The 17,763-nt window shown below is 34.1% G+C and carries 9 protein-coding genes, 2 tRNA genes and 3 rRNA genes; 13 read left to right on the forward strand and 1 reads right to left on the reverse strand.

Annotated features, from left to right (window positions below):
* Nucleotides 1–19 precede the first annotated feature (19 nt).
* Nucleotides 20–1,678: a YdgA family protein gene (locus tag CURT_RS02520; RefSeq protein ID WP_018712257.1), complete on the forward strand. Its 1,659-nt coding sequence runs from the start codon at nt 20–22 to the stop codon at nt 1,676–1,678.
* 381 nt (nt 1,679–2,059) lie between these two features.
* Here CURT_RS02520 and CURT_RS02525 read toward each other — a convergent pair whose 3' ends face one another.
* Nucleotides 2,060–3,448 carry an anaerobic C4-dicarboxylate transporter gene (locus CURT_RS02525; RefSeq protein ID WP_018712256.1) on the reverse strand — a complete coding sequence of 463 codons (1,389 nt, stop codon included), beginning with the start codon at nt 3,446–3,448 and terminating at the stop codon, nt 2,060–2,062.
* Between the two features lie 146 nt (nt 3,449–3,594).
* Between CURT_RS02525 and CURT_RS02530 the strand changes: the two genes are divergently transcribed.
* From CURT_RS02530 to CURT_RS02585, 12 genes are all read left to right on the forward strand, one after another.
* Complete coding sequence (locus CURT_RS02530) at nt 3,595–4,440, forward strand: fumarate hydratase (protein ID WP_018712255.1); 846 nt, start codon at nt 3,595–3,597, stop codon at nt 4,438–4,440.
* 9 nt (nt 4,441–4,449) lie between these two features.
* Entirely contained in the window at nt 4,450–5,007 is a 558-nt protein-coding gene (locus CURT_RS02535; protein ID WP_018712254.1) for a Fe-S-containing hydro-lyase, read from the forward strand.
* A gap of 174 nt (nt 5,008–5,181) precedes the next feature.
* Entirely contained in the window at nt 5,182–6,540 is a 1,359-nt protein-coding gene (gene purB / locus CURT_RS02540; RefSeq protein WP_018712253.1) for an adenylosuccinate lyase, read from the forward strand.
* Between the two features lie 30 nt (nt 6,541–6,570).
* The gene (locus tag CURT_RS02545) at nt 6,571–7,971 is read left to right on the forward strand and encodes an anion permease (RefSeq protein WP_018712252.1); all 1,401 of its coding nucleotides are present in this window, start codon (nt 6,571–6,573) and stop codon (nt 7,969–7,971) included.
* Nucleotides 7,947–8,906, forward strand: coding sequence for a WYL domain-containing protein (locus CURT_RS02550; RefSeq protein WP_237721133.1), 960 nt, complete (start codon nt 7,947–7,949; stop codon nt 8,904–8,906). Before CURT_RS02545 ends, CURT_RS02550 begins: the two co-directional genes overlap by 25 nt.
* A gap of 361 nt (nt 8,907–9,267) precedes the next feature.
* Nucleotides 9,268–10,779, forward strand: a 16S ribosomal RNA gene (locus tag CURT_RS02555).
* A gap of 146 nt (nt 10,780–10,925) precedes the next feature.
* Nucleotides 10,926–11,001 (forward strand) — tRNA-Ala (locus tag CURT_RS02560).
* 3 nt (nt 11,002–11,004) lie between these two features.
* Nucleotides 11,005–11,081, forward strand: a tRNA-Ile gene (locus CURT_RS02565).
* 775 nt (nt 11,082–11,856) lie between these two features.
* Nucleotides 11,857–14,857, forward strand: a 23S ribosomal RNA gene (locus tag CURT_RS02570).
* 224 nt (nt 14,858–15,081) lie between these two features.
* Nucleotides 15,082–15,200: ribosomal RNA gene (gene rrf / locus CURT_RS02575) — 5S ribosomal RNA — on the forward strand.
* The 16S, 23S and 5S rRNA genes sit together here with 2 tRNA genes alongside, the layout of an rRNA operon.
* A 488-nt stretch (nt 15,201–15,688) precedes the next feature.
* A complete protein-coding gene (locus CURT_RS02580) occupies nt 15,689–16,186 on the forward strand; it encodes a CRISPR-associated endoribonuclease Cas6 (protein WP_018713218.1) in 498 nt (165 codons plus the stop codon).
* Nucleotides 16,187–16,325: 139 nt separating this feature from the next.
* Nucleotides 16,326–17,762, forward strand: coding sequence for a TM1802 family CRISPR-associated protein (locus CURT_RS02585; protein WP_255199039.1), 1,437 nt, complete (start codon nt 16,326–16,328; stop codon nt 17,760–17,762).
* The last annotated feature ends 1 nt before the right edge of the window (nt 17,763 follow it).

The following is a 17,763-nucleotide window of genomic DNA, read 5'->3' on the forward strand; positions in this document are numbered from 1 at the left end:
ACGAAAAAAAGGATATATTATGAAAAAAGTATTAGTAGCAATTTTATTTATAATTTTAGTTTTAGCAGGTGTTTTTTGGATAATAAGCTCAAAAACAACCGATAAAATGGTTGATGAATATATAAGTAGCTTTAACATGAATATGCCAAAAGAATTAGATGTTAAACACTCTTATACAAAAGAAGCTGGGGTTTTGCATATCGTAAGTGATATAAACTATACAAAAGAGTTTTTAAATAAAGAGTTTTTAAATATATTTGATGATGATTTTATCGTAAGAATTAAAGTTGATATTCAAAATTCAGTTTTAAATTTAATCAAAGGATATGAAGCTAGTGGAACAATGGAAGCACTTAGCTATCAAGATGAGGTTAAAAAGCTTTTTAATTCAACGAAGTTTTTGAAATTTACACTTAAAGGTGATAAAAACTCTTTACATAATGGAAAATTTATTTTAAATGAGATAAATTTTAAAGATGATGATGGAAGAATTCATGCAAGTGAGTTTGTTTTAAATATGAATTTTAAAAAAAATCTTTTAAAATCCTTAACTCTTACTCAAAAAGGTTCAAGTCTTAACACGGATGAAATTTTTGCAAGTTATGATGAATTGTTTTTTGAATACAACTATGATAAACCATTTGATATAGATGAAATTCTAACTCACATAGCAAATTCAAACTCAAATAGTTCTATTAAAAATTTAAAAATAAAATTTGATGATTTTGATTTTTTTGTAGCAAACATATCTCAAGAAGATAAAATAAATGATAACAATACTAAAAAATTTGAGTTTAATTCTATTTTAAATGCAAATGGAATTCAGATAAAATTTAATGATGAGCGTTTGCCAGTTGATAAATTTGGATATAGCATTACGCTTGAAAATATCGATAAAAGTTTTATAGATGAGGTTTTAAAAGCTGATTTTACTAAATTAAGCGATGATGAAATAGAAAAATTTGGGCTTGAGTTTTTAGCACAAAATCCTAAAATTTCAATAAATAATTTCGGCTTTAATGATAGCGACGGTAAAAATTTTAATTTAAATTTAAAAGCTGGACTTGAAAATTTTGATGAAAGCAAGCTTTTGAATATTTTAAATTATGCTTTTTTAAATGGCGATTTAAAAGTATCTAAGAAATATTTTGAGCTATTTTTTGATGATTTAATGACAAAAGAAGAGATGTTTAAAGATGCTATCGTGGCAAGTGGAATTTTAAAAGATGAAAAAGATAGTTTTGTAACTAACTTTGTTTATGATAAATCAAAACTCGATATTATCGTAAATGACAATGTTAGTTTAATGGGGCTTTTTTTGGGTTTTCCACTTGGCTCGCTAGAAGTAGATGAAGATGACTTTAAGCAAAGTGTTTTAAATTTAAAAACTTTAGTTTTTGATATTGCTGCCTTTTATACATCCCAGGCTAAATTTGCAGATGAAATTTCATATATGACAAATGTTAAAGTTGATGAAATTTCAAACTCTGGGGCCTTTTTAAAAGTTAAAGGTAAGAAATGTATAAAAATTTCTACAAAAGATAATAGTATTTTAGAAGTTTCAAGAGGCGATGATAAAGATGATGAAACTTGCATTGATTTTTATAAACTAGATGAAGCAAAAGAGCTTATAAAAGAGTATGATTTTACTAAAGAAATTGGATATGAATTTTATTAAACTTGCATAGAAATTTTTAAATTTTAGATAAGTTTTGAAAAGTATGTTTAAATGGTTTTAATGACTTCCATAAGTTTTTTGCCTATATGGGTAAGGTTTTAGCTTAGGATGATAAAACTAAATTATTGTTATAAAAAAGTCTGTTTTTTAATTTTGCTTATCGTTTTTTCATAATAAGCATATAAAAAATTTATAATTTGCATGGGGTTTAAAATATAAAATTATACAATATATTTTTACATATACATATAGTTGCCAATATATAGTTTTTGTGATTGGTAGCATAAATAAAATCATTATGGAAATTGAGATAAAATTTTAAACTTTAAAATAAAATAATTAAATTATATTATTTAATCCCCATTATTTTGGGGATTAAAATTATAGATATCCAAACATATGGGCAAAAATATAGCCAAAGATAGAAGATGTAATAACTCCAGTTAGACCTGGGATTATAAAGCTATGATTTATAACAAATTTGCCAATATGAGTAGTTTCGCTTCTATCAAACTGAATAGCTGCAAGATCGCTTGGATAAGTTGGAAGTATATAGTATCCATAGCAAGCTGGTGCAAAAGCTATGATAACTCCAAGTGGAACACCTATACTTATGGCAAGTGGAACAAAAGCACTAAGTGCGGCTGCTTGTGAGTTTACAAATTTAGAAATTAATAAAAGCATAACTGCATATGTCCAAGGATGCTCCATAACTACAGCTCCTAAGGTCTCTTTTAGCATAGCCATATGGCTTGCAAACATAGTATCAGCCATCCAAGATATTCCAAAAACGGCAACCATTGCTACCATACCTGATCTAAAAATGTCATTTTTGCTTATTTTACTTGCATCAACTTTACAAAATATTAAAATGATTGAACCTGCAAGAAGCATAAAAATTTGAATAGTATCAGTCATGCTCATAGGTTTCAAAACACCTTTTGCATTTGTAAAGGCAGGTCGAAGCTCGCTAAAATATCCAACTATCGCAACTATAGCTATAGCAGTTAAAAATATCCACATTGCCGCCCACTTTGTTTTTGATAGTTTTTGATCTAAAAGTGTGGCGTTGTTTCCATAAACATAATTCTTAAATTCAGGATTTTTTAGCTTTTCTTGAAAAATTGGATCTTTATCAAGATCTTTTCCTCTAAACATACTAAATATACCAACAGCCAAAACTCCTATGTAGGTTGCTGGAATTGTTATTTTAAGTAAGTCTGTATAACCGTTAAAACTTGCTAGTGGGTGAGATGAGTCAAGCATAAAAGCAGTCAAAGTTACTACAGCAACAGAAACCGGACTTGCTATGATGCCCATTTGGCATGCGATAGTGCTTGCAGCCATCGGTCTTTCTGGTCTAATGCCGTTTTTTATGGCGATGTCATAAATGATCGGCAAAACTGTATAAACAACATGTCCTGTTCCACAAAGAACAGTCAATGTGCAGGTTACAAAAGGTGCCAAAATACTTACATATTTTGGATTTTTGCGAAGAATTTTTTCAGCAATTTGAAGCATAACATCAAGACCACCACTTGCTTGAAGTGTAGCACTTGCAACAACAACTGCTAAGATAGTAAGCATTACAGAAATTGCTGGTTTTCCAGGAGCTACCCCAAAACCATAAACTAAAACTATAAGCCCTATGCCTCCTAGCATACCAAGAGCAACCCCGCCTTTTTTAGCTCCATAGAAAAGACAAATCAAAACTATTAAAAGCTGTATAAAAAACTGAGTGCTTTCATTTAGATTCATTAAAAAATCCATAAATACTCCTTTTTAGAGTGAAATAATTTGCGAAATTATACTAATTAAATTATTAAAAAAACTTTATATATTAAAAATTATTTAAACTTTTATTAAAATAAATATATGTATAATAAACAAATTTTTAATTTTAAAAAGGTGAGAATATGAAAGTAGTCAACTATAATGATATAGTGGAGAATATTTCTAAACTCTGCAAGCAGGCTTGTTGTGTTGTAGCGCCGGACCTAAAACAAGCTTTTAAAAAAGCAGAAGAAGATGAGAAATCGCCACTTGGTAAGAGTATAATAGGCACAATTCTAGAAAATGCCGATATAGCTGAAGCAACTGGCATTCCATTGTGCCAAGATACAGGAATGAGCGTTGTGTTTGTTGAGATTGGACAAGATGTAAGAATAGAAGGTGGCTATATAGAAGATGCCATAAATGAGGGCGTTGCCAAGGGATATACAGAAAATTATCTTAGAAAATCAGTTGTAAATGATCCAATTTATGAGCGAAAAAATACCAAAAACAATACTCCTGCAGTAATACACACAAGAATTGTAAAGGGCGATGTTTTTAAAGTAAGGCTTGCACCAAAAGGCTTTGGAAGTGAAAATAAAAGCATATTAAAGATGTTGGTTCCAGCTGATGGACTTGAGGGCGTTAAAAAGGTATTTTTAGAAGCTGTTGAACTTGCTGGGCCAAATGCCTGTCCTCCTATGGTAATTGGTGTTGGAATTGGTGGCACTATGGAAAAAGCAGCTTTAATGGCAAAATATGCAGCCGCAAGAGATGTGGATAGTAAAAATGAAGATTTAAGATATGCAAAGCTTGAAGATGAGCTTTTAGAATTAGCTAGCAAAACAGGCGTTGGACCGCAAGGACTTGGTGGAACTAAAACAGCTGTTAAAGTAAATGTAGAGTGGTATCCAACTCACATAGCAGGACTTCCAGTGGCTATTAATATAAATTGTCACGCTGCAAGACATGCTGATTTTGAACTTTAAGGAGATAAAATGTCAGATGCTAAAAAAATAATTTCACCTCTAACTAAAGATGTTGTAAAAACTTTAAAAGCCGGAGATATGGTTTTGATAACTGGTACTATAATAGCAGCAAGAGATGCGGCACATAAAGCTTTAACCGAGGCTTTGAAAAATGGAGAAAAATTACCTGTAAATCTTAAAAATCAAACCATTTATTATGTAGGGCCATCTCCAGCACGCCCAGGAGATGCTATAGGATCAGCTGGTCCAACAACAAGTGGTAGAATGGATAAATACACTCCAACAATACTTGATCTTGGTGTAAATGCCATGATAGGAAAGGGCTATAGGAGCAAAGAAGTAGTCGAAAGTATGAAAAAAAATTGTGTTGTTTATATGGTAGCAATCGGCGGTACTGGAGCTTTGATAAGCAAAAGTATCAAAAAATATGAAGTTTTAGCTTATGAAGATTTAGGCCCTGAAGCTATCGCAAAACTTGAAGTTGTTGATTTTCCAGCAATTGTTGCAATCGACTGTGAAGGAAATGACTTTTACAAAGTAGGTCAAGCACCATATAAAGAAATTTAAATCAATTTTGGGTCAAATTTGGCCCAAATTTTATAGTTTTATTCATAATTTTAGAAACTACGTTTATTTTTATTTTTAGAATTATCGTTAATATAAAAAAATTAAATTTAAAAAGGTCAGAACTTGACAAATTTATAGATTAGAATTACTTAAATTCTTTAAAAAGGAGAAAAGATGAGTAATTCTAGTATGATCGACAGTAAGGTTTTTGGTGTGCTTTTTTCAAGCGAGACGATGAAAAAAGTTTTTAGTGATGAAAATAGAGTTCAAAAGTGGCTTGACACAGAGGCAGCACTTGCAAGAGCTCAAGCAAAACTTGGTATAATAAAGCCACGTCGTGCCCAGCAAATCACCAAATTTGCAGATGCAAAACTTCTAAATATAGATGCAATTGGTGAAAATTATAAAAGTTCCATAACAATTGTTCCATTACTAAAAGAGTTTAAAAAAGTTTTTGATGATGACAGTGGAGAATTTGTGCATTGGGGTGCTACAAGTCAAGATATCATGGATAATGGCCTCGTATTGCAAATCAAAGAAGCTATTGAGATTTTAGAAAAACTTTTAACAAAAACTTATAAAGATGCCCTAAATTTGGCCAAAAAATACAAAAGTACAGTAATGGCAGGAAGAACGCATGTTATCCATGCACTCCCTATAACATTTGGCTTTAAAGTTGCGATGTGGGCACAAGAAATCAGGCGAAATTTAGATAGGCTTAAAGAAGTAAAACCACGAGTTTTAACAGGTCAGTTAAGTGGTGCGGTTGGTACAATGGCTAGCCAAGAGGGTAAGGGCTTAGAAATGCAAAGGCTTATGATGGAAGATCTTGGTCTTAATGTACCTGTTATTTCTTGGCATCCAAGCAGAGATAATATGGCTGAATATGTTAGTGTTTTAGCATTAATTGCAGGGACAATTGGACGAATTTCAAAAGAAATTTTAAGCCTTCAAAGAACTGAAATTTGCGAAGTTGAGGAGCCATTTTTTATGGGAAAAGTTGGAAGTTCGACAATGCCTCATAAAAGAAATCCACAAGTTTGTGAAAATATCATCGCTCTTGCAAGAATTGTTCGCTATCAAGCACCTTTAATGGTCGAGGCGATGTGGTGCGAAAATGAAAGAGATTGGGGTTGCGAATTGAACGAATGGGATGCCATTCCAAAGGCATCAATCCACCTTGCAGCCACACTTGAAAAGCAAAATGATGTGCTTGAAAACTTAATTGTCTATCCTGAAAATATGAAAGAAAATTTAAACAAACTTAAAGGTGCGATGTTAAGTGAGGCGGTTATGCTTCATTTAGGTGAGAAAATCGGCAGAATGCATGCACATGAAATCGTTTATGAGGCTTGTATGAAAGCTTTCAAGGACAAGACAGAGGTCATTGATACGCTACTTGAAAAAGAGGCTGTTAAAGAAAATTTTACTAGAAAAGAACTTGAAGACATTATGAAACCTGAGCTCTATACAGGGCTAAGTGCTGAGTTTGTGGATAGAGTTTTGGATGATAGTAAAAGCTTTTTTAAATAAGCTGTTTAAATTTAGCAAAAGGAGGAAATTTTGGTAAATTATAAAAAACTTATTACCCTCTTTGTTGTTGGGCTTGTTATTTGGTTTATTCCACATAGCGATGCGGTTAGTAAGGAAGCATGGCAACTTTTTGCTATTGTAGTTGCTACTATTTTGGGGCTTATTTTACAGCCCCTTCCTATCGGTGCAGTTGCATTTATTGGTGTTGCGGCTGCCATGCTTACAAATACACTCTCTGTAAAAGAAGCACTGACTGGCTTTGGAAGTGGAACTATTTGGTTGATAGTGAGCGCTTTTATGATTGCAAGAGGTTTCATAAAAACAGGACTTGGTAGAAGAATCGCATATAAAATAATTTCTATTTTAGGTGATAGCACTTTAAGGCTTGGATATTCTATAGTTATAAGTGATGCGATAATTTCACCTGCTATGCCAAGTAGCGGTGCTAGAGCTGGTGGTGTTCTTTTTCCAATAGTAAAAAGTATTTCAAGTGCCTTAAACTCAGAACCTGATGATAGTAGGAGAAAAGCAGGGGCGTATTTTATGCAAACTTTGTGGCAAGGCAATGCTATAACAAATGGTATGTTTTTAACATCAATGGCAGGAAACCCACTAATTGCAACTTTGGCTTTATCTAGTTTTGGAGTACAAATTTCATGGGGTCTTTGGGTAATGGGATCAATTATTCCTGCACTTTGTTCACTTGCGATAATTCCTTTGGTTTTATATATTATTTATCCACCAGAGATTAAAAAATATCCACAAGCAAAAGAAATTGCCAAAAAAGAGCTTTTAAATTTAGGTAAAATGAAATTTGAAGAAAAAGCTATGCTTTGCGTGTTTGTTGGAGCTTTGATTTTATGGGCAACTGGTGGATTTACTGGTATTGGAGCAACAACGGTTGCAATGCTTGCGGTTGTTGCTTTGCTTTTGAGTGGTGTTTTATCGTGGGATGAAATTTTATCAGAAAAAGCTGCGTGGAATACATTGATTTGGATGGGTGGGCTTATTTCGCTAGCTGGTGGATTAAACACTCTTGGATTTATCGGTTGGTTTGCGAACTCAGTATCTACTTCATTTAGTGGAATTTCGTGGATTGCAACAACTGCTGTTTTGCTTCTTATCTATGTTTTTTCTCACTATTTTTTCGCTAGTCTTACAGCTCATATAACTGCTATGTATTCAGCATTTGGAGTTGTTGCTATAGCATGTGGGGCACCAAGTATGTTAATAGCTTTAGTTTTTGCATATGCGTCAAATTTAATGATGCCAATCACGCATTATGGTGGCGCACCAGCCCCGATAATCTTTGGGAGTGGTTATGTAACGCAAAAAGAGTGGTGGAAACTTGGTTTTATCATAACTGTTATAAATTTATTAATTTGGTCAATAATTGGCTCAATTTGGTGGAAAGTTTTAGGATTATGGTAACAAAAACAACTGAAATTTTGCTATTTTTGCAAGAAATTTCATCAGGGCGTGAGATAAATTTAAACTATTACGCCCTAAGTAGAGGACTTAGTGAGCGTACTTTAAGACGTTATGTTAGTGATATAAGAGCGGTTTTTGGAGAAGAATTTATAGAAAAACTTGGAAGCGGAAATTATGTGTGTAAAAATAAAGAATTTTACAAAGCTTTTATAATTCCGTATCAAAAAGCAGATGATACTGAAAAATTAATCGAGCTTTTACATACGATAAATCCTGGTTTTTCAGACTTTTTACCGCCCGAGCATAAAAAACTTGGTGTTAAACTCGCAAGAGAACTTGGTGATATTTTTCTTATAAAAGGAAGTCCGCACGAAGAAAGCCCAAATCTAAAAATATTTTTAAGTGTTAAAAGAGCTGTTAAATTTAGAAGATATGTGAGTTTTAATTATGAAGGTGTTTGGTTTAATGATGTTAAATTTTTAAAAATTATCTATTCAAAAGGTAATTGGCAAGTTGCAATGATTGATGAAAAAGAGTCTATAAACAATGGATTTAGGGTAATTAGGCTCAATTTTATAGATGAGATAATGCTAAGTGAAAAAACTTTTCATACTGATTTTGAAGCCTTGAAATTTATACAAAACTTTGAAAGTTTTTGGGATGGATATAAAGTAAAGTCTTATTTGTGCGAGGTTTTTGTCAACGATGAGGTTTTGAAATATTTTAAGAAAAAGAAATTTTTTGGGTCGCAAAAAATTACTGAAAAAAAGGATATTAATGGCTTTACAAAAATTGAATTTATGATAACAAGCGATGACATGATTTTAATGCTTGCAAGACGTTTTTTTCCTAATTTTATTATAAGAACTCCTAAAAGTGCGAAAGTTAAATTTGATGAGATGATAAAAAAGTATTTAAATTTTTTTAAAATTTAATAAACCTTTACCGCAACTCATCACAATTTACAACCACCTATTAAAATTTATAACATTTTCCCCCACTTTAATCAAGCTTTAAGCTTTATGTTTGTATAATTTCATTTCCGTTTTACGAAAGACCTCTTAAACGAGTTGTTTAAATAAGTTCTTTTTTATAAAAAACGAGTTTTTTAAATTATTAATGTTAAACTATAAAAATCAAATTTTAAAGTTAATCTTTGAAATCTAAACAAGTGATCGATTGAGCTAGAAATTAAAAACAATATCTTTGTATTATATATAAAGGTATTAAATAATAATTTATTTTTATTTAAAGATAAATAATAAAAGTTTTTAGATTAAAAACTTCATAATATTTTTTATGGAGAGTTTGATCCTGGCTCAGAGTGAACGCTGGTGGCGTGCCTAATACATGCAAGTCGAACGATGAAGTCCTAGCTTGCTAGGATGGATTAGTGGCGCACGGGTGAGTAATATATAGTTAATCTGCCCTACACAGAGGAACAACAGTTGGAAACGACTGCTAATACCTCATACTCCTATTTAACATAAGTTAAATAGGGAAAGTCTTTTCGGTGTAGGATGAGACTATATCGTATCAGCTAGTTGGTAAGGTAATGGCTTACCAAGGCTATGACGCGTAACTGGTCTGAGAGGATGATCAGTCACATTGGAACTGAGACACGGTCCAAACTCCTACGGGAGGCAGCAGTAAGGAATATTGCGCAATGGGGGAAACCCTGACGCAGCAACGCCGCGTGGAGGATGACACTTTTCGGAGCGTAAACTCCTTTTATCAGGAAAGAATAATGACGGTACCTGATGAATAAGCACCGGCTAACTCCGTGCCAGCAGCCGCGGTAATACGGGGGGTGCAAGCGTTACTCGGAATCACTGGGCGTAAAGGACGCGTAGGCGGATTATCAAGTCTTTTGTGAAATCTAGTGGCTTAACCACTAAACTGCTTAGGAAACTGATAGTCTAGAGTAGGGGAGAGGTAGATGGAATTCTTGGTGTAGGGGTAAAATCCGTAGAGATCAAGAAGAATACCCATTGCGAAAGCGATCTGCTGGAACCTAACTGACGCTGAGGCGTGAAAGCGTGGGTAGCAAACAGGATTAGATACCCTGGTAGTCCACGCCCTAAACGATGTATACTAGTTGTTGCTTTGCTAGTCAAGGCAGTAATGCAGCTAACGCATTAAGTATACCGCCTGGGGAGTACGGTCGCAAGATTAAAACTCAAAGGAATAGACGGGGACCCGCACAAGCGGTGGAGCATGTGGTTTAATTCGAAGATACGCGAAGAACCTTACCTGGACTTGACATCCTAAAAACATCTAAGAGATTAGAAAGTGCTAGTTTACTAGAATTTAGTGACAGGTGCTGCACGGCTGTCGTCAGCTCGTGTCGTGAGATGTTGGGTTAAGTCCCGCAACGAGCGCAACCCACGTGTTTAGTTGCTAACAGCTCGGCTGAGCACTCTAAACAGACTGCCTTCGCAAGGAGGAGGAAGGTGTGGACGACGTCAAGTCATCATGGCCCTTATGTCCAGGGCGACACACGTGCTACAATGACATATACAGTAAGACGCAATATCGCAAGATGGAGCAAATCTATAAAATATGTCCCAGTTCGGATTGGGGTCTGCAACTCGACCCCATGAAGCCGGAATCGCTAGTAATCGTAGATCAGCCATGCTACGGTGAATACGTTCCCGGGTCTTGTACTCACCGCCCGTCACACCATGGAAGTTGATCTCACTCGAAGCAGGGATGCTAAAATAGCTACCTTCCACAGTGGAATCAGTAACTGGGGTGAAGTCGTAACAAGGTAACCGTAGGAGAACCTGCGGTTGGATCACCTCCTTTCTAGAGTACAAATAGATATTCTCTCACAAGATATCTATAAGAAAGATATAAGTGTTAATATTTATACTTATAGTGTAATAGACAACTAACTCAATCATCCTTGTTTAGTTTTCAGAGATTGTTTTAAAATTAGTAATAGAGCTAAAGGGGAATTAGCTCAGCTGGGAGAGCGCCTGCTTTGCACGCAGGAGGTCAGCGGTTCGATCCCGCTATTCTCCACCATAAGGGCCTGTAGCTCAGCTGGTTAGAGTGCACCCCTGATAAGGGTGAGGTCATAAGTTCAAGTCTTATCAGGCCCACCATTAAAAAAATATAAAAATTATTTTTATATAAAGCTTATATAATACATAGTTTAACAAAGAAGTATTTTATAATAAAAATAACTATATTTTAGATGATAGTTTTTTATTAAAATAAACTATTTTTAATTTTATAAAAATATAAGTATTATTAGATAAAATACCAAACTTTATTTTTTTATTATAAAGTTTAATTAGAGAGTTAAACAATAAAGTTGATAAAAATCAATTATCTCTTATATGTTAATTTTCTAATTAGGTTTTATAATCTAAATGTTATTTAAATTATCATTGTTAAAAGTCACAAAAAGTTTTAATAAAATAAAACAATTTTACAGGACTTGTTAAAGCTTTATATCTATATAAACATAAAAGCAAATCTTTTAAATTTAACTGTTATCAAATTTAAAAGTTTAAAGATTATACACGAAACAATAAAGTTTTTAAAACTTACTTTATAGTTTATAATCTCTTTCCGTCTTAATTTATATAATATAAACATTATAAAATAAATCATTATTTTATCTTTAACAAGGAAGTGATGCGAATTAGAATATCAACATAATAAATAATTCTAATAACTTCAAAGACAAGCAACTTTATTAAGTTTAAGTATTAAATAATTTTAATCAAATTTAATTTTTGTTTTTACGAGTAAAACCTTAATATTGATTTACGACAAACGAAGTTTTGGGTAAATCTTAATAGCTTTAGAGGTTTGCAAAGGGTGTAGCCCTTGCTCGTAAAGACTAGCTTTGCTAGTCTGCGAAGTCAAAAAAGGTAAGCTACTAAGAGCGAATGGTGGATGCCTTGGTTGGTAGAGGCGATGAAAGACGTGCTAGACTGCGATAAGTCTCGGGGAGTTGTCAAGGAGCTTTGATCCGGGAATTTCTGAATGGGAAAACCCAGTATATAGTGATATATACTACCTATATGGAGCAAACGTGGGGAATTGAAACATCTTAGTACCCACAGGAAAAGAAATCAAATGAGATTACGAAAGTAGCGGCGAGCGAAATCGTAAAAGGGCAAACCACTAGTTTACTAGTGGGGTTGTAGGACTGTAACATAGACTAAAAAGAGTTAATAGAATAATCTGGAAAGTTTAAGCATAGAGGGTGATACTCCCGTATATGAAAACTCTTTTTTACTTAACAGTATCCTGAGTAGGGCGAGGCACGTGAAACCTTGTCTGAATCTGGGAAGACCACTTTCCAACCCTAAATACTACTACCAAACCGATAGTGAACAAGTACCGTGAGGGAAAGGTGAAAAGAACGGGGGTGACCCGAGTGAAATAGAACCTGAAACCATTTGCTTACAATCATTCAGAGCACGATTCTTTATGACGTGTGATGGACTGCCTTTTGCATAATGAGCCTGCGAGTTGTGATATCTGGCAAGGTTAAGGAAATCCGGAGCCGTAGCGAAAGCAAGTCTTAATAGGGCGTTTAGTCAGATATTGCAGACCCGAAACGAAGTGATCTATCCATGAGCAGGTTGAAACCGGTGTAAGAGCCGGCGGAGGACCGAACCCGCTGACGTTGAAAAGTCTTGGGATGACTTGTGGATAGGGGTGAAAGGCCAATCAAACTTCGTGATAGCTGGTTCTCTCCGAAATATATTTAGGTATAGCGTTATGTAGTAATTAGAGGGGGTAGAGCACTGAATGGGCTAGGGCATACACCAATGTACCAAACCCTATCAAACTCCGAATACCTTTAATGTAATCATAGCAGTCAGGCGGCGAGTGATAAAATCCGTCGTCAAAAGGGGAACAACCCAGACTACCGACTAAGGTCCCAAAATCTTATTTAAGTGGAAAACGATGTGAAGTTACTTAAACAACCAGGAGGTTGGCTTAGAAGCAGCCATCCTTTAAAGATAGCGTAATAGCTCACTGGTCTAGTGATTTTGCGCGGAAAATATAACGGGGCTAAAATAAGTACCGAAGTCGTAGACTTGCACACAACTTAGTTCTTTATAAAACAAAGTGTATAAGTTATATTTAAAACTAGCGATAGCGTTTTTGCAAAGCAAAGAGTTTTAAAATATCTTAAGCTAAAAGAATTAAGTTGTGTGCAAGTGGTAGGAGAGCGTTGTATTTAGCGTTGAAGATGTACCGGTAAGGAGCGTTGGAGCAAATACAAGTGAGCATGCAGGCATGAGTAGCGTTAAATCAGGTGAGAATCCTGATCGCCGAAAACCCAAGGTTTCCTACGCGATGCTCGTCATCGTAGGGTTAGTCGGGTCCTAAGCAAAGTCCGAAAGGGGTATGCGATGGAAAATTGGTTAATATTCCAATACCAATTATTATGTGCGATGGAAGGACGCTTAAAGTTAGTGGAGCTAACTGATGGAATAGTTAGTCTAAGGTCGTAGGTTGAGTTATAGGCAAATCCGTAACTCTTTATCCGAAAGCTTAAAGGCTTACAAAGCTCTTCGGAGTAGCGTAAGAATTCATGATACTATAGAGCCAAGAAAAGTTTCTAAGTTTAGTAATAATTGCCCGTACCGTAAACCGACACAGGTGGGTGGGATGAGTATTCTAAGGCGCGTGGAAGAACTCTCTTTAAGGAACTCTGCAAAATAGCACCGTATCTTCGGTATAAGGTGTGCCTACCAGGGTGCAAGCCCTAGAGGTTACAACAAAGAGTCCCTCCCGACTGTTTACCAAAAACACAGCACTCTGCTAACACGTAAGTGGATGTATAGGGTGTGACGCCTGCCCGGTGCTCGAAGGTTAATTGATGGAGTTAGCATTAGCAAAGCTCTTGATCGAAGCCCGAGTAAACGGCGGCCGTAACTATAACGGTCCTAAGGTAGCGAAATTCCTTGTCGGTTAAATACCGACCTGCATGAATGGCGTAACGAGATGGGAGCTGTCTCAAAGAGGGATCCAGTGAAATTGTAGTGGAGGTGAAAATTCCTCCTACCCGCGGCAAGACGGAAAGACCCCGTGGACCTTTACTATAGCTTGACACTGCTACTTGGATAAAGATGTGCAGGATAGGTGGGAGATTATGATCTATAGATGCTAGTCTATAAGGAGTCATCCTTGAGATACCACTCTTCTTTATTCGGGTAGCTAACTAGCCTAAGTTATCCTTAGGTAGGACAATGTCTGGTGGGTAGTTTGACTGGGGCGGTCGCCTCCCAAATAATAACGGAGGCTTACAAAGGTTGGTTCAAAACGGTTGGAAATCGTTTGTAGAGTATAAAGGCAAAAACCAGCTTAACTGCGACACCGACAAGTGGAGCAGAGACGAAAGTCGGTCTTAGTGATCCGGTGGTTCTGTGTGGAAGGGCCATCGCTCAAAGGATAAAAGGTACCCCGGGGATAACAGGCTGATCTCCCCCAAGAGCTCACATCGACGGGGAGGTTTGGCACCTCGATGTCGGCTCATCGCATCCTGGGGCTGGAGCAGGTCCCAAGGGTATGGCTGTTCGCCATTTAAAGCGGTACGCGAGCTGGGTTCAGAACGTCGTGAGACAGTTCGGTCCCTATCTGCCGTGGGCGTAAGAAGATTGAGGAGAGTTGACCCTAGTACGAGAGGACCGGGTTGAACCAACCACTGGTGTATAAGTTGTCCTGCCAAGGGCACCGCTTAGTAGCTAAGTTGGGATGTGATAAGAGCTGAAAGCATCTAAGCTCGAAGCCAACTCCAAGATTAATCTTCTTTTAAGAGCTCTTATAGACTATAAGTTTGATAGGCTGGGTGTGTAAGTGATGTAAGTCATTTAGCTGACCAGTACTAATAGCTCGTTTGCTTATCTATTTTTATCTACTTTTAGCAGTCGAACAAAGTCCGACTTAAAGTAGCAAATACTAAAGATTTGTTGCACAAATGCAAGAAGTAGAGTTAAGCATCACTTCCTTGTTAAGGATAAATACTATTCTTTAAACAAGTTTTACAGTTTTAAATATTAAAACTTAGACTTTTAACAATTTAACTAACAGTGTTTAATAAGAGTATTTATTTAAATATTTTTATTTAACACTGTCCGTGGTTATACAGATGTGGAAACGCCTTGCTCCATCCCGAACCAAGAAGCTAAGCACATCGTGGCTGATGATACTCTCCCTTACTGGGATGCTGGGAAAGTAGGTCACTGCGGACTTTGTTTTTATTTATACTATCTATATATTTTTAATTATTAATTTATCCAGTATTTATTGCAATGTTTATTTTAGAAACATATCTAATGGAATTAATCTTTTAAAGACTTTTATCTGTTTGCTTTTTTATTTCTTTTATCCTATTTATGTGTTTTTATATAATGGTGGTTTAGTGGTTTATTATGCTATCTGCGTATCTAATTACAATGCTAATTTTATATACAAACATATAAAGTATTATTTTAATATGTATATTTATTTAAATTCTTAATGATATAATATTTTACTTTTTTTATTTTAAAGGGGTTAATATGTTAAAAATAGAAAGTAAAATATATTCAAAAAATCTTAAAATTTATAAAGGCTTGTCAAAATTAATTCAAGGTTTTTTTATGCAAATCTGCCAATAGCTGAGCACATTGGCTACAGGCATAGTAGTGGCAAAATATTTAAAAAAACAAATTTTTGTTTTAGTTTGTATAATGGTTTTTTGACAATTAAATTTAGTGCTTTGGAAAAAGAACTTGAAGAAATAGTAGCCGTATCGCTACTAAAAAATGACTTAAGACTCGGAGAAATTCGTCTTGTTGATACCTCTGTAAATTTAAGTGATCACAACACAAATAAAACTGAGATAAATTTTAATGGATATGTAGTTTGTAATGTAAAAAGCCTCTTAAATAAAAAAATCTATCTTGAACCGCAAGACTCCAGACATCTTGAGATAATGAAAAACAACCTACTTCAAAAATACGAAACTTTTTATGGTAAAAAATACAACGAAAAGTGTGAGATAACTCTACTTTCACAAGACTTTGAAAATTACAAAAAATTCTACTATGGAAATAATGTAAATTATATGAAAGCTTGGCTTGCAACTTGGAATATAAAAGCCAGTAACGAGCTTATAAATTTAGCACTATCTACGGGTCTTGGAGCAGGAGTAATGAGTTATGGATGTGGATTTGTAGAAGAAATTAAAGCCTAGTTTTTTATAAAATAATAAAATTTAGCAAGGCTAACAACATATTATAAATTTCAAAATCTACAAGATTTCCTTGCTAAAAGAGTGATTATAATAAAAATATATATGAATGTCAAAATATAACTACATATTATAATAAAATTTGACAAAAAATTTATTTTTATTTATAATTCTTGAAATTTTAAAAAGGCTTGAAATGAGTTTGGTTCAAAAGCTTCATAATATTGGCAATTTAGTAAGCGATGATGATTTTATAAATTTATTAAAAACTGATTTTGATGCGTCAAGTTATACGGTTTTAAGCCTTAATTTTAATATAAACAATCAAGTTCTTGTTAAAAAGCCAACTCTTACAAAAACTTCACTTGATAAACTAGATACGTTTTTTACAAAAGCGATTGGTGGAAGAGGAAGTGGATACTTCTATCTTTATCCGAATTTCACCTATCAAAAAGAGAGTGATCTTTATAAAAAGTTTAAAAATACAGCTCCAACTTTTGAAAAATCGGTGCTTGTTTTTGCAAATGAACAAAATCAAAATTTAGCAAAACCTGTTTTTGAATATATAAAAAACTATGAAAAAGATGAGCTTGAACTTAAAGCTTTTGCTAAAAACGACTATTTGCTGATATTTACAATAAATGGAAAAACCATAAGAGAGTTAATGCCTGAAATTTTAACAAATTTCATCCAAGATTGTGCTTTTCCTCACTCTGATATTAAACTGCAAAAAAGTATTGATTTTATAACTAAAAAAGAAGATATTTGCGGATACAATCCTGATGTCAAGTTTTTTACATTTGACAATTATCATGATAAATTTAAAGAACAAATTACTACCAAACTTCCACTTTCTCAAAAAAGTGCATCTACGATAAAAAAAGGTTGGATTTATGTTATTAATAATCTTAGATTTTATCATAAAGGGCTTGAGTATATCATCATCCCATCGATGATCAAATTTGATAAAAAAGCATATAAAATTATATTAGACGGTTTTAAAAAGGCACAAAAAACTTATAGCTTAGAAGATAAAGCCTCAAAAGAAGATAGTTTTATAAGAAAACTTCAAAAAGAAGTGGGTGACTTGGAGATGATAAAATCAAGCTATGTTGATTTGTATTTTACTGATATAAATATAGTAAATTTATCGGTTAAAATTCTTGGAAGTATGGAAAATCTTTTGCCAAGCAAGATAAGAGATGTGGGAGCAAAGATGATGGAACAAAGGGTTTGTGATTATTATTCCATAGAAAAGAAAAAAGATGGTTTTTTGTGCCTTAGTGATTATTTTTCTGTAGATGAGCTTTTTACGCGTTTTAAAAAGATTAAAGGCTTAGAAAACAAAGTCTTGCAAGAAAAAATATATCTTACAAAGCTGCTTTTGGGATATGAAAAGATTGAGTATTCAAAACTTTTGGATAAATTTGAGCACTTTAGAGAATTTGATTTTGAAAACAAAAAAAAGTTAAACGATAAAAATATAAAAGAGTGGATTGAATTTAGTGATAATTTTATTCAAAACGAAGATAGAACTATAAAGTTTTTAGATAATATAAATGCGATAAAAAGGGGTTAAA

The sequence above is a fragment of the Campylobacter ureolyticus genome, assembly GCF_013372225.1.
GTDB lineage: Bacteria > Campylobacterota > Campylobacteria > Campylobacterales > Campylobacteraceae > Campylobacter_B > Campylobacter_B ureolyticus.